Origin of the sequence: Vibrio sp. A1-b2 (assembly GCF_021726015.1) — a bacterium.
GTDB classification, from domain to species: Bacteria; Pseudomonadota; Gammaproteobacteria; order Enterobacterales; family Vibrionaceae; genus Vibrio; species Vibrio diazotrophicus.
The window spans coordinates 14,659-37,496 of the sequence record NZ_JAKKCI010000005.1; the positions used below are offsets into that span (position 1 = coordinate 14,659).

The 22,838-nt window shown below is 44.2% G+C and carries 19 protein-coding genes and 1 other annotated feature; of the genes, 11 read left to right on the forward strand and 8 right to left on the reverse strand.

The window, feature by feature from the left end; translation table 11 throughout:
* The first annotated feature begins 6 nt into the window (after positions 1–6).
* Positions 7–127: a sequence feature (Phe leader region), on the forward strand.
* A 14-nt stretch (positions 128–141) separates the two neighbouring features.
* The 4 genes from pheA (at position 142) to yjjX (ending at position 5,369) form a co-directional block, all read left to right on the forward strand.
* Positions 142–1,317: a prephenate dehydratase gene (pheA, locus tag L3V23_RS12685; protein ID WP_042484229.1), complete on the forward strand. Its 1,176-nt coding sequence runs from the start codon at positions 142–144 to the stop codon at positions 1,315–1,317.
* 201 nt (positions 1,318–1,518) lie between these two features.
* Positions 1,519–2,538: a spermidine/putrescine ABC transporter substrate-binding protein gene (locus tag L3V23_RS12690; RefSeq protein WP_042484717.1), complete on the forward strand. Its 1,020-nt coding sequence runs from the start codon at positions 1,519–1,521 to the stop codon at positions 2,536–2,538.
* Positions 2,522–4,867, forward strand: coding sequence for a GGDEF and EAL domain-containing protein (locus L3V23_RS12695; protein ID WP_102966260.1), 2,346 nt, complete (start codon positions 2,522–2,524; stop codon positions 4,865–4,867). Before L3V23_RS12690 ends, L3V23_RS12695 begins: the two co-directional genes overlap by 17 nt.
* Complete coding sequence (gene yjjX, locus L3V23_RS12700) at positions 4,839–5,369, forward strand: inosine/xanthosine triphosphatase (protein ID WP_042484235.1); 531 nt, start codon at positions 4,839–4,841, stop codon at positions 5,367–5,369. Before L3V23_RS12695 ends, yjjX begins: the two co-directional genes overlap by 29 nt.
* A gap of 96 nt (positions 5,370–5,465) precedes the next feature.
* On the opposite strand, the gene trpR is transcribed toward yjjX, so the two are convergent.
* On the reverse strand, positions 5,466–5,759 hold the full coding sequence (gene trpR, locus L3V23_RS12705) for a trp operon repressor (protein ID WP_042484238.1): 294 nt from the start codon (positions 5,757–5,759) through the stop codon (positions 5,466–5,468).
* Positions 5,760–5,814: 55 nt separating this feature from the next.
* Entirely contained in the window at positions 5,815–7,758 is a 1,944-nt protein-coding gene (locus L3V23_RS12710; RefSeq protein ID WP_102966259.1) for a transglycosylase SLT domain-containing protein, read from the reverse strand.
* Between the two features lie 263 nt (positions 7,759–8,021).
* On the opposite strand from L3V23_RS12710, the gene ettA reads away from it, so the two are divergent.
* Positions 8,022–9,689, forward strand: a complete 1,668-nt coding sequence (gene ettA, locus L3V23_RS12715) for an energy-dependent translational throttle protein EttA (protein WP_042484243.1) — start codon at positions 8,022–8,024, stop codon at positions 9,687–9,689.
* A gap of 108 nt (positions 9,690–9,797) precedes the next feature.
* The gene (locus L3V23_RS12720; protein ID WP_102966258.1) at positions 9,798–10,172 is read left to right on the forward strand and encodes a PilZ domain-containing protein; all 375 of its coding nucleotides are present in this window, start codon (positions 9,798–9,800) and stop codon (positions 10,170–10,172) included.
* A gap of 80 nt (positions 10,173–10,252) precedes the next feature.
* On the opposite strand, the gene tyrA is transcribed toward L3V23_RS12720, so the two are convergent.
* On the reverse strand, positions 10,253–11,389 hold the full coding sequence (gene tyrA / locus L3V23_RS12725) for a bifunctional chorismate mutase/prephenate dehydrogenase (RefSeq protein WP_042484249.1): 1,137 nt from the start codon (positions 11,387–11,389) through the stop codon (positions 10,253–10,255).
* Positions 11,390–11,401: 12 nt separating this feature from the next.
* Complete coding sequence (locus L3V23_RS12730; RefSeq protein ID WP_102966257.1) at positions 11,402–12,475, reverse strand: 3-deoxy-7-phosphoheptulonate synthase; 1,074 nt, start codon at positions 12,473–12,475, stop codon at positions 11,402–11,404.
* Positions 12,476–12,718: 243 nt separating this feature from the next.
* Here L3V23_RS12730 and L3V23_RS12735 point away from each other — a divergent pair, with 243 nt between their 5' ends.
* The gene (locus L3V23_RS12735; RefSeq protein WP_102966256.1) at positions 12,719–14,395 is read left to right on the forward strand and encodes a sensor histidine kinase; all 1,677 of its coding nucleotides are present in this window, start codon (positions 12,719–12,721) and stop codon (positions 14,393–14,395) included.
* A gap of 26 nt (positions 14,396–14,421) precedes the next feature.
* On the forward strand, positions 14,422–15,138 hold the full coding sequence (gene btsR, locus L3V23_RS12740; RefSeq protein WP_042484258.1) for a two-component system response regulator BtsR: 717 nt from the start codon (positions 14,422–14,424) through the stop codon (positions 15,136–15,138).
* 48 nt (positions 15,139–15,186) lie between these two features.
* Here btsR and nagZ read toward each other — a convergent pair whose 3' ends face one another.
* Positions 15,187–16,176 carry a beta-N-acetylhexosaminidase gene (nagZ, locus tag L3V23_RS12745; protein WP_102966255.1) on the reverse strand — a complete coding sequence of 330 codons (990 nt, stop codon included), beginning with the start codon at positions 16,174–16,176 and terminating at the stop codon, positions 15,187–15,189.
* Between the two features lie 99 nt (positions 16,177–16,275).
* Here nagZ and L3V23_RS12750 point away from each other — a divergent pair, with 99 nt between their 5' ends.
* Positions 16,276–17,388 (forward strand): anhydro-N-acetylmuramic acid kinase, encoded by a 1,113-nt coding sequence (locus L3V23_RS12750; protein WP_237292406.1) that lies wholly within the window; start codon positions 16,276–16,278, stop codon positions 17,386–17,388.
* Between the two features lie 62 nt (positions 17,389–17,450).
* Positions 17,451–17,774 (forward strand): hypothetical protein, encoded by a 324-nt coding sequence (locus L3V23_RS12755; protein ID WP_102941065.1) that lies wholly within the window; start codon positions 17,451–17,453, stop codon positions 17,772–17,774.
* Positions 17,775–17,844: 70 nt separating this feature from the next.
* Here L3V23_RS12755 and L3V23_RS12760 read toward each other — a convergent pair whose 3' ends face one another.
* Both L3V23_RS12760 and L3V23_RS12765 read right to left on the reverse strand, forming a co-directional pair.
* Complete coding sequence (locus L3V23_RS12760; RefSeq protein ID WP_237292407.1) at positions 17,845–19,635, reverse strand: sodium:proton antiporter; 1,791 nt, start codon at positions 19,633–19,635, stop codon at positions 17,845–17,847.
* 60 nt (positions 19,636–19,695) lie between these two features.
* Positions 19,696–20,037 carry a DUF2799 domain-containing protein gene (locus L3V23_RS12765; protein WP_237292408.1) on the reverse strand — a complete coding sequence of 114 codons (342 nt, stop codon included), beginning with the start codon at positions 20,035–20,037 and terminating at the stop codon, positions 19,696–19,698.
* A 268-nt stretch (positions 20,038–20,305) separates the two neighbouring features.
* Between L3V23_RS12765 and L3V23_RS12770 the strand changes: the two genes are divergently transcribed.
* Positions 20,306–21,790 carry a carbon starvation protein A gene (locus L3V23_RS12770; protein WP_042484272.1) on the forward strand — a complete coding sequence of 495 codons (1,485 nt, stop codon included), beginning with the start codon at positions 20,306–20,308 and terminating at the stop codon, positions 21,788–21,790.
* An 80-nt stretch (positions 21,791–21,870) separates the two neighbouring features.
* Here the strand turns inward: L3V23_RS12770 and ispH are convergent, their stop codons facing one another.
* Positions 21,871–22,833: a 4-hydroxy-3-methylbut-2-enyl diphosphate reductase gene (ispH, locus tag L3V23_RS12775; RefSeq protein ID WP_180980316.1), complete on the reverse strand. Its 963-nt coding sequence runs from the start codon at positions 22,831–22,833 to the stop codon at positions 21,871–21,873.
* Positions 22,834–22,838: the final 5 nt, after the last annotated feature.

A 22,838-nucleotide genomic window follows, 5' to 3' on the forward strand; every position in this document is an offset into this window, starting at 1 on the left:
AATAATGACAAATACTCAACTGTTCTTTTTTGACTTCTTTTTTCTCCAATAAGCTTTGGAGGCTAAGTCGTTTAAGAAAGAAAAGTCAAAAACGAACAGAAAGCCTCCCACTGGGAGGTTTTTTTATAAGGATAATTTTCAATGACAGACAGACAGTACTCTCTCGACGAGATTCGTTTAAGACTCAACGAGCTAGATGACCAATTATTAAGCCTGCTATCGGAACGACGTAAACTCAGTATTGAAGTAGCAAAAAGCAAAGTAGAAACCTCAAAACCCGTTCGTGATGCCGTTCGCGAACAACAGCTACTGGTTAAACTGATCAATTCAGGTAAAGATAAATACCAGCTTGATGCACAATTCATTACCAAACTTTTTCACACCATCATCGAAGACTCGGTGCTGCTCCAACAAGCTTACTTACAGAACTTAGCCAACCCTCAAAGCAGAAAACCGCTGGCACGAGTAGCTTTCCTCGGTTCAAAAGGCTCATACTCGCATCTTGCCACTCGCGAATACTTCAGCCGCAAAAATACTGAGCTTGTTGAACTCAACTGCGATCAATTCAAAGAAGTCACTAAGACGGTTGAATCAGGGCATGCTGACTACGGTGTACTACCTATTGAAAACACCAGCTCAGGCTCTATCAACGAAGTTTATGATCTGCTTCAACACACCACCTTATACATTGTTGGTGAAATCACTCAGCCTATTGAGCACTGCTTGGTTGCAACAAAAGACATTCGCTTAGAAGATCTGAAAGTGCTCTATTCGCACCCTCAACCACATCAGCAATGCAGCGAATTCCTAAGTCGCCTTAAAGGTGTACAACTCAAAACATGCGCAAGTACTGCTGACGCAATGAAAAAAGTGCAAGAGTTAAACCGAGATGATGTTGCCGCTATTGGCAATGCGTCGAGCGGTAAACTTTATGGTCTTCAAACCATTCAAAGCAACATCGCTAACCAAACAGAAAACCACACTCGCTTTATCGTGGTGGCTCGTAAGCCTGTCGAAGTCTCGACACAGATTCCAGCCAAAACAACCTTGATTATGTCTACTTCACAGGAAGCGGGGTCATTGGTTGCAACGCTGCTTGTTCTTCAACGTTTTGGCATCAACATGACCAAATTGGAGTCTCGTCCAATCATGGGGAATCCTTGGGAAGAGATGTTCTATGTGGATTTGGAAGCTCATCTGGATTCGGAAAATATGCAGCAGGCACTCGCAGAGTTAACCAAGTTAACCAAGCATCTGAAAGTCCTTGGCTGTTATCCAAGTGAGAACGTGAAGCCAACTCAAGTACGGTTAAGTTAACCGTACTTAAATCAAACTATTGCGCCTAGTTTGACCGAAGTTGCATATTAGAACTTTATGATACAGAAATAGTTATACAATTTAGTTCAGATGAATTAGTGTTCTGTTGAGTGTTTTAAAAGTGAACACAGGGAAACACAATTCCTTAAAGTCATATAAGGCGCATTATTTGTGGTGAAGATTGGACGACTCATCTCCCTTATGCTCGGTGCTACTGGTCTCAGTAGCCAAGTCATTGCTTCAGAGCTAAACATCTACCTTTGGGAAGATACAATATCCCCAAGGGTCGTTGAGGCATGGAACAAAAGTCACGACACTCAGCTCAACTTCTATCATTTTGATAATGACGATGAACGTAGCCTCTTCATGCTGAGTAGCGATCAAATCCCATTTGATGTGGTGATTCTAGATAATGTTTCAGCACAGCTTTTCTCTCAGCAAGATAAATTTGAAGATCTCTCTTCATTCGACGCCAACCAAAATAACGCCCCAATGTGGCAACAAGCTTGTGGCTCACATAGCGTGCCTTATTTTTGGGGATATGTCGGTATTGTTTATCGTAAAAGTAAAATCTCTCAACCACCGACTCAGTGGCGTGATTTGGTCGATATTGACGAGAAAATGAAAGGTCATGTGGGTTTATTAGAAGACAGTGTAGAAACGTTACTTCCGGCACTTTACAGCCTCAACCTATCACCACTGACTGCATCCGTTGAAGACCTAAAGAAAGCGTATGAAAAGCTTGAAGCTGCCACACCGGATATTCTGACTTATGAATACTCACTAAGCTATGTTCGCAGCCATAGTAATAATAATGATTTATACATGGCGGTAAGCTATAGCGGAGATCAGTTCTCCCTCAATCGCTATTTCGACAATGATGATTGGGATTTTGTTCTTCCTGAAGGCAAACCTTATATTTGGGTGGATTGTTTAGCGTTGAACAGCTCCTCCCATAACAAACAGCAAGCTAAGTTGTTTCTAGAATTTTTGATGCAGCCTGAAATAGCGGCAATGAATGCCCAAGACATCAAAGCCGCAACACCGAATCTCAAAGCTTTGCATTTAATGCCTGCCAGCTACATCAACAATAAAGCCATTTTACTTACTGATGATTTGTTAGCACAAAGCATCATTGACAGTCAGCTTTCTTCATCCAATTTGAGTCAGCGGGCGAAAATCATCAACAGCCTGATCAAACAACATGAAGCTAAACCATAGAATTCTTTTACTGATCGCTCCGGTCATCATCCTCAGCTCTGCCGTGTCAGGTTATCTCATTTACGATAGCCAGAAAGACGCACTCGTTAAACGCATGGATAGCTATCTGCAGCTTGATATGGAAAAGCTCGCTAGCCATTTTCGACAAACCAAATCTCTGGTTAGCAGTTACACATTTACGCTCGCCAATAGCGACATTATTCGCCACTATTTTTCTCACAGTAACAATCCATACCGAGAGTTAGAACTGGCTGAAAATATTGAAAAAACATTCAATGTCATGAAGTCCAATGAAAGAGATTCCGTGGCTCTTTCCATCTTAGATGGCGACAATAACATTCTCTATTTTGCCGACAATAGTGAAGACCCGTTCAGCAAAATCGACCCAACCGTTTTTAAGTTTGTGAAAAAGCGCTTCAACCAAACCTTAAAAATCTCAGACATCAGTTATACCGAGAACTCAAGCGGAGACGGAGTGTTAGTCCGTTATGATGTCTTAGACACCCGTACACTTGGAACACCTTTAAGTTACAACCGAGACCGAATATTCTTTATCGTCGTTTACGTGGTTCTTGATGAGTTTAACGCGCTGCGTAATAAACTGGAGTTTGATAACCAGAGCCCCATTTTCTTTAGTAAAAGACCTCAATCATTCTCAGAAGGCTTAACCCAGACGGTTGAACTTCAACCTGGCATGTTTGCAACACTTTCTCCAGCACCAATGCTGATGCGAAATAAGCTCAATGATATTAGACAAAACCTAGTCGCTGCTTTTGGTGGTTCTGCATTGTTTAGTTTGGTTTTGTTATTATCGTTGCTTTACAGGCATGTAATAACCCCCATTTCTCGCTTAGATAAGCAGTTGCAAGAAGTCGAAAGCAAGCAAAGAAATAATATAGAAAGACTCTCGACTAAAGATGAAATTGGACGGTTATCTTCGCGTTTTTACGATATGTATAAAGAGCTCAACAACTCCTATCAAGAAACAAAAACACTGGCTGAGTTTGACCATTTAACTAAGTTGTGTAATCGCTACCAGTTCCAAATTCAGGCACAGACAACATTAAGAGAGTCCCCGATTAACAGCCATGTCCAAGTGCTCTATATCGATTTAGACAACTTCAAGTACGTCAACGATAAGTACGGTCATCAAGTGGGGGATTCCTTGCTGATCAGTTTTGCCAGCCATGTGCGTGCACTTTCTGAAGAGTTTAACCTCAATCAACATGTTTACAGCCTTGCTGCCCGCTTATCTGGAGATGAGTTCGCCATTTTGATTTGTGCGCCAAACCGTTTGTCTGATTTTGCAGCTGAGTTTTCTCATCGTCTGTTACAACCGATTCAAGAACATCATGACTCCCCTCTGGGTCGATTCCCTATTACAGCAAGTATAGGCATTGCCACTTATCCAGAGGATGGTATCGACATAGAAAGCTTACTGATCAATGCCGATACGGCTATGTATCAAGCAAAGAGCGCGGGTAAAAACCAAATTGCTCATTATTCCAAACAGCTTGATCTACAAGTTCAGCGCAGAAATGCTATTGAACGCGCATTGCGTCTGGAGAATTTTGATAAAGAATTCTCGCTGGTTTACCAACCTTATTACTCATGCAGCAATATGGAAATTGCAGGATTCGAAGTGCTGCTAAGATGGGACTCAGAACAGCTCGGCGAAGTCTCCCCCACCGAATTTATCCCTATTGCAGAGCAAACAGGGCTATTTGGAAAAATTGACCGATGGGTGATCACTCATGCGTTTAAAGAGTTTTCGTCACTGTCAGAAACGTTTGACTACCCTATCCATATTTCAATCAACCTCTCTTCCGCGGAACTAAACTCGGTTGATTTAGCGGATTACATTCGCGAGCAGGCGAACAAATACAAAATTCGCCCTCACTGGATAGATTTTGAAATAACCGAAACTTTCGCCGCCGATTCTAAAGCAATACCACTGCTGTATGATTTGGTTGAACAGGGCTATAGCCTGACCATTGATGACTTTGGTTCTGGTTATACTTCGATTGTTCAGCTCGTTCAGTATCCAATTAAGCGCATTAAGTTCGATCAAGGCTTTCTGGAAACCATCATCGATAAAGGTAAGCAGTCGGTGCTTGAGCCTCTAATCCAACTCTGTCATTCTCAGATGATGAAAGTAACGGCAGAGGGTATCGAGAGCCGAGAAATGCAACAGTGGTTAACTCGTTACAACTGTGACTACATGCAAGGCTTCTTTTTAGCTCCCCCCATGTCATTACGTGAGATCCAATACTGGAACAATGACAACACAGAAGTAAGTTATGAAGAATGTAATTATCGCTTCTCTTAATCCGGCAAAAATTAACGCCGTAAAGAGCGCATTTGAATCCGCATTTCCCCATCAAGCTTTCAACTTCCAAGGTATTAGTGTACCTAGCGAAGTGGCGGATCAACCTATGACCAACGAAGAAACCAAAGCGGGCGCATTAAACCGTGTTCGTAACGCCAAACAAGCGTTAACAGACGGTGATTTCTATGTTGGCTTGGAAGCAGGTATTGAAGGCAACGTTACGTTTGCCTGGATGATTATTGAATCTCAAACCCATCGTGGCGAGTCTCGCTCTGCGAGCTTAATGCTTCCACCACAAGTGCTGGCTAAGTTGGAGCAAGCGAATGAACTGGGTGATGTGATGGATGAAGTGTTCGGCACTGACAATATTAAACAAAAAGGCGGAGCGATCGGCCTGCTCACTCAACATCAGCTCACTCGCAGCTCTGTCTACCATCAAGCGTTAATTTTGGCGCTTATTCCATTTACTAATCCAGAACATTTTCCAGCGAACTTGGTTTAATGATCTCGGCAAATACATGTATGTTTGCACAAAGCAGAAGAAAGAAAGCCAGTCACTAGACTGGCTTTCTACTCTGTGAAGCTCTGTGATGAACAGTTATTTGAGGATCAGTTTACTTAGCGTCTCTTTTTCTTGTTCTGAGCGAGACTTCAGTTCATTCGAACCTCGGGTGATGGTTGCGATACCAACACCGAGCATCTGACTCACTTGACGCTGTGACATCTCACCTTTGAGCAGTTCACAGAATATGTTTACTCGGGCAACGAGCGCTTCCCTTTCATCCGGCGTCATTAACATGGTCAATAGCATCTCATGCTGATCGTTATCTGCAGCTTGCTTAACTAAATCAATCAATTGAGACCAATCACTGTATTCAGGTTGTTGAGACATAACTGTACTCGTTAAGTGATACACCCTCGTTATTCTAGTGATACCCTGAATATAATCAATATTTTGTCTTCAACTCATTTTCATTGAGAAAATCGCCCTGCAGACCCATTAAGTCTCGATAGTAGGTCTCGAACATCAAAATGTTTTGTACATAGCCTCGAGTTTCACGAAATGGAATAGCTTCAATAAAAGCATAGGCATCAAGCTTACCCTGAGTTTGCTCCCGCCATCGGTTTACTCGCTGTGGTCCAGCGTTATAGGCTGCAAATGCAAAGATCCGGTTATTGTCATATTGCTCGAGCAATCCGTTGAGATAGTGGCTGCCGATTTCAATATTCTTGCCGACTTCATACAGATCATCTGCGCCACTGTAGGTGAGTTGGTATTTTTTAGCCGTGTATTTTGCGGTCGCAGGCATGATTTGCATAATGCCGCGAGCACCGACAGGCGAACGTGCCTCTGAATCCATTGCACTCTCTTGACGAGCTAACGACATCAACATAATCGGGTCTATGCCATGCTTGTTGCCATAAAAATTAAACCACCATTGGTGAGCGACAGGGAAACGAAGCTGCAAGTTATCCCACAAGCTGGCCGATATCGAAGCGGTAACTGTCAAATGATGCCAATTCTGGCGCGAGGCATAAGCTGCCAGCATCTCTTTTTCGCTTTGATTAACTTTATCAAGCAGCCAATTCCACTCACTTTTTGCCGCTGCAATTTTATCTCGCTCAATCAGCTCTTGAATGCGAACTAAGCTTTTTTGATAAGGCTTAACCTGATTGAAATCGAACTCGACTGCACTTTTCGGATAGCGAATCGATTGTTTTACAATCTTCGCTGCTGCGACACTGTAAAAATTGCGCTGACCGACAAGCGCAAACAAGCGCTGCATCCCTTGTTCAGTATGACCATTTTCTATTTCGCTTCGACCTAACCAATACTGCCAACGCTGAGATTTTATCTCTTCTTCAGGTAAGCGGTTTATCCAGAACAACACTTGGGTCCAATCCGCATTGCGCAGTGCTAAGCGGATTCGAGATTCTGTTAGAGTCACGTTATCGCCCATCGCGATCACTTTATCTCTCCAGCGAATCAGCTTTTCGTCCTCTGAGTCCATCAGACGCAAGGCAATGAACTGCTCAATTTGCGCTTTCTGCTGAGATGTCCACGCAGGTCTTTTGGTGACTCTATCGACTAAAGCCTGTGCTTTCTCACTGTCAGCGCGAGCAAGTTTTTCCAGCGCGAACTGAACCTGTTCAACCGACAAGGGATCACTGTATTTTTTTGCAAAACTGACCACGGTTTCTGGCTTATCATACAGAGCCAGCATGGCTTTGCCTTTTTCCTTATACTGACTGCTGCTGAGCTTTTTCGATAAGTAAACCAATAACCCTCGATTTCTTCCGTCAAATGCTAACAGCATGCGCTTGAAAACCAGCTCATCGGTTAATCCGCCAGACTTGTCCCAAGCTTTGAATAGCGGATCACAGGCATCTGAAATACTGGCGCCACTCATCCAGAGCTTTTTCGCTCCGCCAAACGCTTTCTCACGCTTACCAACTTGCAAATGTGCGTTGTAATAGTGGCACTGATAGGTTTCACCATTCGGCTCTGAGGTCTGAAATTGCAGTAACGTACTCCACTTCTTTTGCTCAGCTAAAGCATCAAGATAAGGGGCACTAATACGGCCAGAGAATGGAAAATCTTTATGCCCATCAATAAAAACTCTGACGGTGATGGGTGGCTTATCACCAATATCGATGAGAAACGCTCGATAATCTAAATACGGAGTCAGCGGGTAACTCGCGAGTTTTGGTCTCGCCTTTTCGAACTTTGAAACATTCTTATCATCCAACCACTCCTGAGCTTGATCATACAAATCACGCTGAGCATTAAGGTCGATAGAGTCGGAAAACGCTGTGCCGCTAAACAATGAACTGAATGCAATCATTGACAACAAAATACGAGACGGCTTTGAGGAATGCAGGGGCGCCATGAACTCTAATCCTTTACTGAGTGCTACTTACCAACCATTACGCTAATTCTAGTGGTAAATGTAAAGAGGGTGGATGTAAAGTTGATGTGAATAATGTGACAAAAACAATAATTGCCCAATATATGCATTCACACACCGAATACTTAGAACTCTATTAGCTTCAATATTGAATAACAAAGCTCAGCAGCCCCTAGTAACAAATACGATAACTTTGGTATAGAATAGCGACTTTATTCTGAACGATAGATTAGGAACAATCGGCAATGGCTGAATACGTATATACCATGTCGCGGGTGAGCAAAATCGTCCCGCCTAAGCGTCAAATTCTAAAAGACATCTCTCTAAGTTTCTTCCCAGGTGCCAAAATTGGTGTTTTAGGTCTAAACGGTGCGGGTAAATCTACCCTACTACGTATCATGGCCGGTATTGATAAAGACATCGATGGCGAAGCACGTCCACAACCAGGTCTTAAAGTTGGTTACCTGCCTCAGGAGCCTGTTCTTGACGAATCTAAAACAGTACGTGAAGTGGTTGAAGAAGCAGTAGCAGATGTGGCTGGTGCTCTAACTCGTCTAGACGAAGTTTACGCAGCTTACGCGGAAGAAGATGCAGATTTCGATGCGCTTGCGAAAGAGCAAGGTGAGCTGGAAGCCCTGATTCAAGCAAAAGATGGTCACAATCTGGAGAACGCTTTAGAGCGTGCTGCAAACGCACTTCGTCTACCGGACTGGAATGCAAAAATTGCTGTGCTTTCTGGTGGTGAACGTCGTCGTGTTGCTATCTGTCGTCTGCTTCTTGAAAAACCAGACATGCTGCTACTTGACGAACCAACCAACCACTTAGACGCAGAGTCAGTAGCTTGGTTAGAACGTTTCCTTGTGGATTACACAGGAACAGTAGTGGCTATTACGCACGACCGTTACTTCCTAGATAACGCGGCAGGCTGGATTCTCGAACTTGACCGTGGTGAAGGTATTCCATGGCAGGGTAACTACACCTCTTGGCTAGAGCAAAAAGATGAGCGTCTAAAGCAAGAGTCTTCTCAAGAGAGTGCGCGTCAGAAAACTATCGAGAAAGAACTTGAATGGGTACGTAAAAACCCTAAAGGTCGTCAGGCAAAATCTAAAGCTCGTATGGCTCGCTTTGAAGAACTTCAAAGTGGCGAACACCAGAAGCGTAACGAAACTAACGAACTGTTCATCCCGCCAGGTGAACGTTTAGGTGATAAAGTTCTTGAAGTTCGCAACCTGACGAAATCTTTTGATGATCGTGTACTGATCGATAACCTGTCTTTCAGCATGCCGAAAGGTGCTATCGTCGGCATTATCGGTGCTAACGGTGCGGGTAAATCTACCCTATTTAAGATGTTAAGCGGTGTTGAACAGCCAGATTCAGGTGAAATTGAATTGGGTACAACGGTTAAGCTGGCGTCTGTTGATCAGTTCCGTGACAGCATGAACGACAAAAACACCGTGTTCCAAGAGATTTCTGAAGGTGCTGACATCATTAAGATCAACAACTTCGAAATTCCTGCACGTGCTTACTGTTCTCGCTTTAACTTCAAAGGCGTAGACCAACAGAAAGTCATTGGTGAATTGTCTGGTGGTGAACGTAACCGTGTTCACTTAGCTAAACTGCTAAAAGCAGGCGGTAACGTACTGTTGCTCGACGAACCAACCAACGATCTAGACGTTGAAACGTTACGTGCTCTTGAAGAAGCGTTACTAGAGTTCCCAGGCTGTGCAATGGTTATCTCGCACGACCGTTGGTTCCTAGACCGTATTGCAACGCACATTCTGGATTACCGTGATGAAGGCCAAGTGAACTTCTACGAAGGTAACTACACCGAATACATGGATTGGTTGAAGCAAACGCTTGGCGCACAAGCAGCAGAACCACACCGTATTAAATACAAACGTATTTCTAAGTAACAATTAAATGATTCAAGGCCGCTTTATTGCGGCCTTTTTAATCTATGTATCTGTTTAATAGCCTAACCTTTGCTATGCTTTTGAATATGTTTAACGAGAGATACATTTATGATTGAACGCCGACGTTTTTCACGCATCATCTATCAAGCACCTGCTACGCTCACTCAAGGCGATTATCAGTTGGTCACTTGCATTCAAGACTTATCATTAAAAGGGCTTTTATTGTGGGCAGTTGATGAACCAGAACTGGATAAAAACGATATTGTAGACGTCACTTTCACACTCCCTGATAGCGATATCACCATCAATCTCTCCGCAACACTTATCATGCAAAATGAGCGTATATTGCATCTCAAAATCGACCATATTGATATCGAAAGTATTGGCCACTTACGCCGTCTGGTTGAACTCAATGTCGGCAGTGATGAACTACTCCATCGCGAGCTGGAACACTTAGTGGATTTAGCTGACTACGCTGAGTAGTCAAAGCTTAAGTTTCATTAACACCAACAAAAAAGCGCTAACCAACAGGTAGCGCTTTTTAGGTATTAGTGGTTGTCACTTTAACTTGAATGAGGGCGATGAATTGAATCGTTCGCTTGTTTCAAAAGATTCTGGCTTTCCGTCATAAACTGCTGAGAGTAATCGCCAAACCACTCACTCACCTGTTCGAAACTTGCTACAAATCCTGCCTTATCGCGGCTTTCAATCAGACTAACCGCCTCACCAAAACTACGCTGAAAACGCTGGATCATCTCAATGTTTTCATCAGACGACAGAATGATATCACCGTACAGATTTGGATCCTGACCAAACAAGCGTCCAACCATTGCCAGTTCAAGGCGATAAATTGGCGAGCTCAATTTCAGCAGTTGAGCAATGTTGGGTTTTACTTTCGATAAGTGGTAACCGTAAGCAAACGACGTAAAGTGACGCAGCGCCTGAATCAGTGTCATGCCGTGATCGTGCTCTTCAGCATCAATATTACATAGGCTAGCGCCCCAAATAGAGAACTGCTTTAGAAGCCATTCATACTGCTCTTTACCGCGTCCATCGCAATGAACAATCACCTGTTTCGCTAAGCTCGGCACATCAGGACCAAACATAGGGTGCAAACCTACCACAGGGCCTTTGTGCACAGCCATCATCGCTTTTAAAGGCTTAGATTTGATCGAAGTTAAATCACACAGAATGCAGTCTTCAGGCAGATTATTAAGCTTCTCAATAACACCGATGGTTTTGTGAATTGGCACGGTGACCACGACAAGACCCGCATCTTTCAGCAGTTCATCTGCGTTATCCCAATCTTGGCTGCCAAGCACTTTCACTTGGTAGCCAGATAGTCTGAACATGCGCCCAAACAAGCCGCCTAGCTGACCTTTACCACCAATAATAACCACTGAACGTAGTTCCGGATTCAAGCACTTGAAGCCGGAATCTTTTTCACTAGCATAAGATTCACGCATGGTGCGACGAAGAATGTCTTCAATTAATTGCGGTGGTACGCCTTTTTTCTCAGCTTCTTCACGACGGGAAGCTAACATTGCCGCTTCGCGGTCTGGAGCATAAATAGGAAGGCCGTGTTGGCTTTTCACTTCACCCACTTTTTCCACTAATGCCAGTCGACGAGCAAGCAGCTCTACCATCTGCTTATCAACCGCATCAATTTGATCACGCAATTCATTCAATTCAACAGCCATGGTTTATCCTTTTTATCCTTTCAGGCGGTTTTCGAGAAACGGAGTCAGCTCTTTGTGAGCCTTACGCAATAGTGCCTCAGTTGTATCCCAATTAATACATGCGTCTGTAATAGAAACGCCGTACTTCATCTCACAAATTGGCAGATCCGAAGACTGGTTACCTTCATTAATATGGCTTTCGATCATCAAGCCAATAATTGAGCGGTTACCTTCACGAATTTGATGGATGGCGTCTTCCGCTACCAGCGGCTGACGGCGGTAATCTTTGCGTGAGTTGGCGTGGCTACAGTCGATCATCAGAGCCGCATCTAGGCCCACTTTAGCTAAATCTTCTTCACACTCAGCCACCGACACTGAATCGTAGTTGGTTTGCTTACCACCACGCAGAATCACGTGACCATTACCGTTACCTTGAGTCGTCAACAGTGCCACTTGTCCTTCACGGTTGATCCCCATGAAACGGTGGCTTGATGATGCAGCTTGCATCGCGTTAATAGCGGTAGAAAGGCTGCCATCGGTACCATTTTTAAAACCGATAGGCATTGAAAGACCACTCGCCATTTCGCGGTGAGTTTGAGATTCCGTGGTACGCGCACCAATTGCAGCCCAGCTAAAGGTATCCGCTAGGTATTGAGGGCTGATAGGATCAAGCGCTTCTGTTGCCAGAGGGATATTCATTTCAGCCAGATCCACCAGCAGTTCACGCCCCACATGCAAACCATGTTCAATATCGAAAGTGCCATCAAGATGAGGATCGTTAATCAAGCCTTTCCAGCCAACCGTAGTACGAGGTTTTTCAAAGTAAACTCGCATCACAATGTAAAGCTGATCTTTCAGCTCTTCTGACAGGGTTTTCAAACGCTTGGCGTACTCTTTTGCCGCTTCAATATCATGGATAGAGCAAGGGCCACAAACCACAAGTAAGCGGTGATCGCGTTTATGAATAATATCTGCGATAGTCTGACGAGATTCACGGATGAAACGACGGCTATCATCACTTAAAGGTAATTTCGCTTTTAGCGCGTCTGGTGTGATCAATACCTGTTCATCAATAATATTGATATCACTTAATTCACTTTTCTTCATCTCATCACCTGTATTAAAAAATTTACACTAAACTTATACACTGAAGCTCACACTCAATAGAAAACAACTTATCAGGCTCTAAAAAGATTTCAAGTGTAAATTTATAAAAACGAATATGTATAAAAATATTTACACAAATATAAATACAAGCTTTAAGTCACTGAATGCGATTAAATCGTGTTTTATTGTCGATAACTTTCATAAAATACCCTCATTCTTCAACATTTGCTTGCTGGCTGAACTATGGATTTGATCCTTTCTTTATTACAACAGATGTGTGTCTACTTAGTTTTAGCTTACATGTTGAGTAAGACACCGTTGTTTCTCCCGCTGCTTAATATTTCCAGCCGTCTTGATCATAAATTAAGTGTCTATACCCTGTTTTCACTGTTCTGCATAATGGGAACCTATTTCGGTCTGCAAATTGACGATGCCATAGCCAATACTCGCGCAATCGGCGCAGTAATGGGTGGTCTATTCGGTGGACCTGTGGTTGGTTTCTTCGTTGGCCTAACAGGCGGGATTCACCGCTACACTCTAGGTGGGTTTACCGATTTAGCCTGTGCTATTTCCACAACGGCAGAAGGTCTCATCGGCGGGTTACTGCACACTTATCTGCTCAGAAACAGTAAAGGGCGACTGGTTTTTAGCCCTAGTATCGTTTTTGCCGTCACTCTGTTTGCCGAAATAGTTCAAATGCTGCTGATTCTACTTGTAGCCAAACCGTTTGATGAAGCGTACGACCTTGTCTCCACCATTGCAGCGCCAATGATCATTGCCAACTCAGTAGGTGCAGCGCTGTTTATGAGTATTCTGCAAGACAGAAAAACCATATTTGAAGAGTATTCCGCGACCTTTTCTCGCAGAGCTTTAAACATCGCTGAACGCTCTGTCGGTATTCTTGCTCAAGGCTTTAACCCTAAGAATGCAGACAAAATTGCCCGTATCGTTTACGAACTCACCAACGTTGGCGCAGTCTCCATTACCGACAGAGAAAAGATTCTCGCATTCGTTGGCATCGGCGATGATCACCACAAACCCAATACTCCGATATCTTCTCAAAGCACGCTTGATGCGATTTCAGGAAACGCCATTATCTATCTCGATGGCAAAGAACAACCTTATCAATGTTCGTTATCACCAACCTGTAAGCTAGGATCTGCGTTAATTATTCCACTGAGAGCGGGTGACAGAGTGATTGGCACCATTAAGCTGTATGAGCCGAAGCGCAAGCTGTTTTCGACTATCAATATGTCGATGGCACAAGGCATTGCTCAGTTACTTTCCAGTCAGATTCTGTATGGCGAGTATCAACAGAAACAAATCCTGCTCTCAAGAGCTGAGATTAAGCTGTTACAAGCTCAGATAAACCCTCACTTTCTGTTTAACGCTCTCAATACCATCAGTGCCGTTATCCGCAGGGATCCGACAAAAGCGCGAGAACTAATTCAGCACCTATCGCAGTTTTTCCGCAGTAACTTGAAGCAGAATATCGAAACCGTGACACTCCGCGACGAGATCGCTCATGTCAATGCATACCTGACAATAGAAAAAGCCCGTTTCAGTGACCGCCTCGATGTCGAGATCGATATCGATAACTCATTATTGGAACGCAATGTGCCCACTTTCACCTTACAACCTTTAGTGGAAAACGCGATAAAACATGGTACGTCCAATCTGCTTGAAGATGGCAAAGTTCGTATATACAGCGAACCAGTGGAAAACGGCTACCGAGTAGTGGTTGAGGACAATGCTGGCAGCTATCAACCACCAAGTGATGATCATGATGGGTTGGGTATGCAGATAGTGGCGAAACGGCTAACCAATAAATTCGGCGACAACTCCGCACTGAAAATCGAAGTTGAACCGGGCCAATACACACGAATGAGCTTCCTCATTCCTAATCTAGAAAATTCTTAATTTAGAAAAGAAGTAAGGGTTTAGAAATGCTTTCAGCACTTGTGATTGACGACGAATTATTCGCGCGTGAAGAACTGATGGAATTGCTTGAAGAAAGTGGCGAAATCAACGTAATTGGCCAAGCGAACAACGCAATTGAAGGTCTTAAAAAAATAAACCAACTCAAACCCGATGTTGTCTTTCTCGATATTCAAATGCCACAGATCACTGGTATTGAAATGTTGAGCATGCTCGATCCAGAAACCATGCCCAAGGTTGTGTTCGTCACCGCCTATGACCAATATGCTTTACAGGCATTTGAAGACAATGCGTTTGACTACCTACTTAAACCGATAGAAATCGCTCGTTTGAATAAGACCATTCAACGTCTACAACGCAGCACAACACAGAAACAAGACTTTTCTTCCATCGCGCCCGCGATGCTCGACCAGGTGCCTTGTATCGGCTTGAACCGCATCATGATTATCCCAACCACTGAGGTGGAATACGCGTTTACTGATATCAGCGGCGTACATGTTCAAACACATAACCAAAGAGCCACCAGCCAGCTTACGCTTAAGGTTCTGGAAGAGAAAACTCAGCTTCTGCGCTGTCATCGCCAGTATTTAATTAATCTCAAAGCAATTAAAGAGATAAAGTTGCTTGAAAATGGTTTAGCGGAAATCATTACCCGTTCAGAGCATAAAGTACCGGTCAGCCGTCGCTACCTGAAAGAACTGAAAGAAAAACTCGGATTTCATTAAAAAGGCTCCTTATGGAGCCTTTTCTTTGCTGCACTGATCGCATGCAAATTAGCTGTGCTGCTCTATGATTCTTTGCATCGCCGAAACTGCTTGTTTCCACTCCTGCATCGCTTTTAACTCTTGATAGCTAAAGTTTTGCTTCTTCAATAACTGAAGTGCTTGAGGAACGTCAACAATCGCCAAATTGTCCAGCACTTCAATCGCAGCTTCACGCTTATTGCACATCAGAATCATGTCACACCCTGCATCCAGCGCTTGTTGTGAACGCTCTGCTGGCGATCCCATGATTGCCGCGCCTTCCATGCTTAAATCGTCAGAGAAGACAATGCCTTTAAAGCCCATCTCTTGGCGCAATACCTTTTTCAACCAGTAAGGAGAACCACTGGCAGGCTGATCATCAAAATGCGGGTAAATAACGTGAGCAGGCATCATGGCATCAAGAATATCAGCCTCAATCTGCGCTTTAAAAATCGAGATATCATCACTGATGACTTCACGTTCATCGTAAGGGGTTTCTAGATGAGAATCTGCAATCACCGCGCCATGACCAGGAAAGTGTTTTCCTGTTGTTGCCATCCCTACCGATTTCATTCCCTGCATAAACGCACTGCTGTATTTCAACACAGTCGAGACTTCATCACCGAACGCACGGTTGCCAATTGCGCGACATTCAAAGCCTTTATCTAGTACCGGCGCAAAGCTCAAATCGACATCGTGAGCAATCAACTCCGCTGCCATTAGCCATCCGCCTTGCTTTGCCAGCTCAACGCCGTTCTCATTCTTTGCATACAACTGAGCGGCCGGAATCTTACTAAATCCTTCGCGAAAACGCTGAACTCGGCCGCCCTCCTGATCAACACCAATCAAGATAGGACGCTTTGCCGCTTGGCGAATCGCTTTGTTTAACGCCAACAACTGTTGGTTATCATGATAATTGCGAGCAAACAATATGACGCCACCAACCGTAGGGTGCTGCAAAATCTCGCGATCTTCTGCGGTTAATTCATAGCCTTCCACATCAAGCCATAACGGTCCCATTATTTCTCCTAATTTCAAAATTTGTCACTGCGGGTGAGGTTATTCAGTTTATTTTTCAATTACAATGAGTTTGTTTAGATCTGACGGCGAGATTACATAATGAGTGAGCGTGAACTGTACATAGGAATTATGTCTGGAACGAGTCTGGATGGCGTGGATACCGCTTTGGTGGCGATACAAGACGATAAAATAGAACTCATCGACCACGATTTCTTTCCTTTTCCCTCTGAGCTCAAATCGCGCGTTTTGAATATTTGTATTGGTCAGGCAACCCATTTACCTGAAATTGGCGAAATCGATCATGAGCTTGGTCACCTGTTTGCTGACGCCGCTTTAGCTCTGGTAAATAAATCGAATATTGATAAACAACAGATTCGCGCCATTGGCAGCCATGGACAAACTGTCTTCCACCAGCCTAATGGTGCAAAACCATTTACGATGCAGTTAGGCGACAGCAACATAATTGCCGCCAAAACGGGCATAACCACCGTTGCGGATTTCAGACGAAAAGACATGGCATTGGGCGGTCAAGGCGCGCCTTTGGTTCCTGCTTTTCACCATACGATTTTCCAAGTCAAAGACTCCAGTGTTGTAGTACTCAACATTGGTGGTATCTCAAATATCTCGGTTCTTAAGCCTAATGGTGAAGTTATTGGATATGACACTGGCCCGGGCAACATGCTGATGGATGCTTGGTGCCAAGTGAACTGGAATGAAAGCTATGACAAAGATGCTTCCAGAGCCAAACAAGGCAAAGTTATACCTGAGTTGCTTTCACGTTTTTGTCAGGAGCCCTATTTGTCTGAACCCGCTCCGAAAAGCACAGGGCGTGAGCTGTTTAACATGCCTTGGTTAGAACAACATCTCCAAAACACCCATTACTCACCGGAAGACGTTCTTCGTACTTTGTGTGAATTTACCGCTGTAACTATCTGCGACGAAGTGGCTAAGTTCGCGATTGGATCACAACCCGAGTTGTTAGTCTGTGGCGGCGGCGCGCAAAACCCTCTGCTGATGGAAATAATCCAATCTCTTCTGCCAAGTTGGGGCGTTGCTCCAACAATTAACAAAGGAGTAGACAGCGACTATATGGAAGCCATGGCCTTTGCTTGGCTTGCCCAGCGCAGAATGCATAATTTGCCAAGTAATTTGCCTGCAGTTACTGGAGCCTCTCGCCTTGCAAGCTTAGGCGTCGTATACTTTTCGAATTAATATTCGAACTCAAAAATAGCAGTAACCATCACGGCTTAAATTAGAGGTTATTGAGGTGATTCATGGCTAACGACGCACTTTTATCCGCGCTTTCTCATATTGTGTCAAAAGAACAAGAGCTCAATGATTTAGAGCAACATTTTCAGTCTCCAAAACCTCACCACAAAGCTGAAAATGAACAAGAAAAATTAAAAAAACGTGCAGTGCGAATCGTCATGCAAGCCACAGACTGTGATACCCAAACCGCACAGTCTCTGTTACAGGAATGCGGGTATAGCGCAAAGGTTGCGATTTTGATGTTGTTGACTGGTGTTGATGCGGATCTGGCAAAAGAGAAGCTTTCTGAATCTGACGGTGTTCTACACAAAGTAATCAAAGATCAGTAGCAACTTTCCACACTGAAGAATCTGATAGCGAGCCTAATATTAGGCTCGCGTTTTATCAATGCTGTTCGTCCTAAGAGTGGGCTTTAATCAGCGACACCACGGTTTCACCTTCTTTCGGCTCGAACGCATTGAGATCAGAGCAGATCTGCACTCTATTGCGAGCATCAACCAAGAAAAGCGGTAGCACATAACTCTCCTGATGTTTCTTCAAGTAATCATCATAAGTAAAGTTTTCACTCAGTTTGGTGTGCTTGATCTCTCCACCCTGATTGATCAAACTTGCCAGTTTCTTATAGCTGACATCAGCGCCCAAAAATGACAAACCATGGTATTCCTGCGCCACCACGTGTTTATCTTTGGTATTACCGTTGACCTTATCATGCAAACAAAAAACGCGTTTCTCACCAAAGTCTGATAAGAACTGCATACACGCCATGATATTAAAGTGTTTATCAGGGCTGAGGGCGACCACATGCCCGATACCAATTAAGTTCAGATACTCATCCGCATGGCTTGAAATTGGATTGCCGTAATAGTTCTCCAACCCTGCCATCCTAGCTTGGCGGATATAGTCCCAGTTCGAATCGGTGAGCACCACACGGCAATCGTACTTCATGATCGCCAAACCCAACTGACGGGCCACATCATTTGCGCCAATGATAAGAAAACCTTTAGGCGCCGGTTCTGCCACTTGTAGCGCTAAAGCCATCGGTCGTGCCGTAGCGCTTTGCAAAACAACAGTACCGATAATCACCATAAAGGTCAGCGGCACCAGCAGCTCGGCCTCTGTCATACCAATAGAACTCAGCTTAATGGCAAACAATGATGAAATAGACGCAGCAACAATGCCTCGCGGCGCTACCCATGCAAGGAAGAGTTTTTCCTTGAACGCCAAATTGCTGCGTAAAGTGGAAAGCATAATAGACGCTGGTCGGGAGATAAGCTGCATAACAACAAACAGCAATAACGCACTCCAACCTAATGTCATGAAGTCACTCAATTGAATGCGCGCCGCCAACAAAATGAATAAACCTGTTATCAGCAAGATAGTCAGGTTCTCTTTAAAGTGCAGTATGTGGCGGATATTGACGTCTTTAGCATTGGCAAGCCACATCCCCATCACAGTCACTGTCAGCAAACCGGATTCGGATTCAATGTGATTTGATAGAGCAAAAATTCCCAATACCACACTCAGAACGCCAAAAGGTTGGAGATACTCCGGTATCAGCCCCTTGCGTAACACATAAGCAACCGCGGCTCCCGACAACACGCCAAACGCTAAACCTACCGCGATGATAAGAGCAAAGACGTGTAGACTATGCGCTTCACTGCTGGAGACAATAAATTCATACACCATCACAACGAACAATGCTCCTAGAGGATCAATCAGAATGCCCTCCCAGCGCAGTATGTTCGACAACCTTGTATTTGGTCTTACCGTTCTTAGCAGTGGAACGATAACGGTAGGTCCCGTCACCACAGTCAAACTGCCAAACAGAAATGAGAGGGGCCAATCAAACCCAAGTAACAAATGAACCGCAAAGGAAGTGATAGCCCAAGAGATCACTGCACCGATGGAAACTATGCTCCATACGGTGTTACTGACTCCGCGTATCTCTTTGAAGTTAAGCGTTAAGCTACCTTCAAACAGAATAACGGCAACGGCTAACGAAACGAGTGGGAATAACAGATCACCAAGCAGTTGTTGAGGAACAAGAATGCCCGTGAGAGGGCCTGCAATGATGCCTGCTAGTAGCAAAAATAAAATCGCTGGTAAACGTAAACGCCAAGCTAACCACTGACAAAACAGACCAACAACACCGACACTAGCAAAAACTAACGCAAGTGATTCATCGTGCATAGTAGCACCTCAACATCCTGCAACTGACGAGTAATAAAAGGGGAAAGTAAAACATTTCAGTTAGTTATTGTACTCATTCCAGCCACGTTGCCATTCCATACGAAATCGCTGCGCTTGATCAGTTCCTTCACAAACACCTTCGTAATATTGACCATTTACGCCAATCTGATAAGCGACGTTAGGGTTGCAATATTCCGCGATGCCTTGCGAATAGCCGTTTTCATAATCCGATTCTTGAACATCCCCAAGCTCTGACAATATTTTGTATGAACGTTGTGAATGTCCAACCATGCCATCTTGGTAGCCGATTTGATACCAGTTGCCCACTTTCGCCAATTCGCTGTCCGTTGCCGCACACCCCAAAAGCCCTAAAACCATTACCACTGTTATTGTTTTTTTCATTATTTACCTTCAACTTAGCTAATAATCTTTAGCTCTTTAGGTATACCACTGATTGTGCATTCTTTCCTGCTAAATCCTCAAATCCATCAACAGAACCGCTTACTTTCTCTGACTGCCACTGAACAATATCAGAGACCGCTTATTTACTTCAGAAACCACTTAATTCTCTATTCGACCACTCACTAGGAAAGCGAATGTTTCTAGCCTAGCAACCCTTTACTATGCAAATTGAGCTTATTTCATAATCCAATAACAAAGGACAATCGCTATGTTGTGGTTCCTAACTTGTGTAGCAGCACTGCTAGCTGGATATTTCATCTACGGTGCTATCGTAGAGAAAATCTTCGGCATCAACGAAAGTCGTAAAACTCCTGCCCATACAAAAGCTGACGGTGTGGACTACGTTCGCATGTCAACGCCTAAAGTTTACCTAGTTCAACTTCTTAACATCGCTGGTGTTGGCCCAATCTTCGGTCCAATCATGGGTGCTCTATACGGCCCTGCGGCAATGCTATGGATTGTTGTTGGCTGTATCTTTGCTGGTGCAGTTCACGACTACTTCTCAGGCATGCTATCGATTCGTAACGGTGGTGCATCTGTTCCAACAATGACAGGTCGTTACTTAGGCAATGGCGCAAAACACTTTATGAACATTTTTGCCATTGTTCTTCTACTGCTTGTTGGTGTGGTATTCGTATCAGCGCCTGCTGGCATGATTACTAACCTAATCAATGAACAAACTAGCCTGACTGTAAGCATGACAACTATGGTTGTAATCATTTTTGCTTACTACATCATCGCAACTATCGTTCCTGTAGATAAAATCATCGGCCGCTTCTACCCACTGTTTGGCGCACTGTTGATTTTCATGTCTGTTGGTCTGATCACGGCTATCGCATTCTCTAGCGAACACCAAATTCTAGGTGGCTTTGAACCAAGCGACATGTTCAGCAACCTGAACCCTAAAGATATGCCTTTGTGGCCAGCGCTATTCATCACGATTGCTTGTGGTGCTATCTCTGGTTTCCACGCTACTCAGTCTCCACTAATGGCTCGTTGTATTGAAAATGAAACTAATGGCCGTTTCGTATTTTACGGAGCAATGATTGGTGAAGGTATCATCGCGCTAATCTGGTGTGCTATCGCTCTATCGTTCTTCGATTCACTTGAAGGTCTTCAAGCTGCAGTGGCTAACGGTGGTCCAGGTAACGTAGTTTACAGCGCTTCATTCGGTCTACTAGGCGTATTCGGTGGCATCATCGCATTCCTAGGTGTGGTTATCCTGCCAATCACTTCTGGCGACACAGCGTTCCGTTCAAGCCGTCTGATCCTTGCTGAGTACTTCAACATGGAACAGAAAACAATGCGTAACCGTCTACTAATGGCTGTTCCACTATTCATTATCGGTGGCGTACTGACTCAAGTAGATTTCGGAATCATCTGGCGTTACTTCGGTTTTGCAAACCAAACAACAGCAGTAATGATGTTGTGGACAGCTTCTGCATACCTACTACGTCATAACAAGTTCCACTGGATTACAACGGTTCCTGCGGCATTCATGACTTCAGTTTGTATCACCTTTATCCTAAACAACGGTACACTAGGCTTTGGTCAGCCAATGCAACTATCAACTATCATTGGTGTTGTCGCGGCGCTAGCTATTACAGCTTACGTAATCAAAATCTCTAAAGGCAAAGGCGATACTGAGTTTGCTGATGAAGAGAAACCAACAGGTGTGACTGAAACGGTTTAATCTGTATCAATAAAGTCTTATAGATACTAAAAGGGCTCCCATCGGAGCCCTTCTTATATTTTCGGAGAAGTGAAAAGCGATTAATCAACTTGCTTGATTTGCAGTTCTTTTGGTACTTCGAAAAACATGTTCTCTTCACGACCTAGCACTTCTTCTACAGAGGTCGCGCCAAGTTCTTTAATACGATTAATAATTTGGTTCACTAGCTCTTCAGGTGCTGATGCACCCGCCGTTACGCCCACTTTGCTCTTACCGTCAACCCATTCTGGACGTACATCTTCAGGACAGTCCGTCAGATAACCTGGCGTACCTAATTTCTCAGCCAACTCTTTCAATCGCGTAGAGTTAGATGAGTTTTTAGAGCCGACCACAATCATCACATCTACTTCGCTCGCAAGGATACGTACGGCATCCTGACGGTTCTGTGTCGCGTAGCAAATATCATCCTTACGCGGGCCTTGAATTTCAGGGAACACTTCGCGCAGTTTATCGATCACATCTGCCGTTTCATCCACAGACAAGGTGGTTTGGCTGACATAGTGCAGATGACTTGGATCTTTTACTTTCTCTACCAGAGCAATCACGTCATCTGGTTTTTCTACCAGATACATACCGCCTTTATCGCTGGCGTACTGCCCCATAGTGCCTTCAACTTCAGGATGCCCAGCATGACCAATCAGCACCACTTCCATATGCTTGCGGCTTGCACGAGCCACTTCCATATGAACTTTAGTCACTAACGGACAGGTTGCATCGAAGACGGTTAAGTCGCGTTCTTTCGCTTCCTGACGCACAGCTTGAGAAACACCATGAGCAGAGAAAATCACAATGTTGTTATCTGGAACTTCATGCAGTTCTTCGACAAAAACCGCTCCACGTTGTTTTAGCCCTTCAACCACAAAACGGTTGTGTACGACTTCATGACGAACATAGATAGGTGGCTGATACATTTCTAATGCACGCTCTACAATGCTGATGGCACGATCAACACCAGCGCAGAAGCCGCGAGGGTTAGCTAACAGTATTTTCATGTTGTTGCTCATGGATG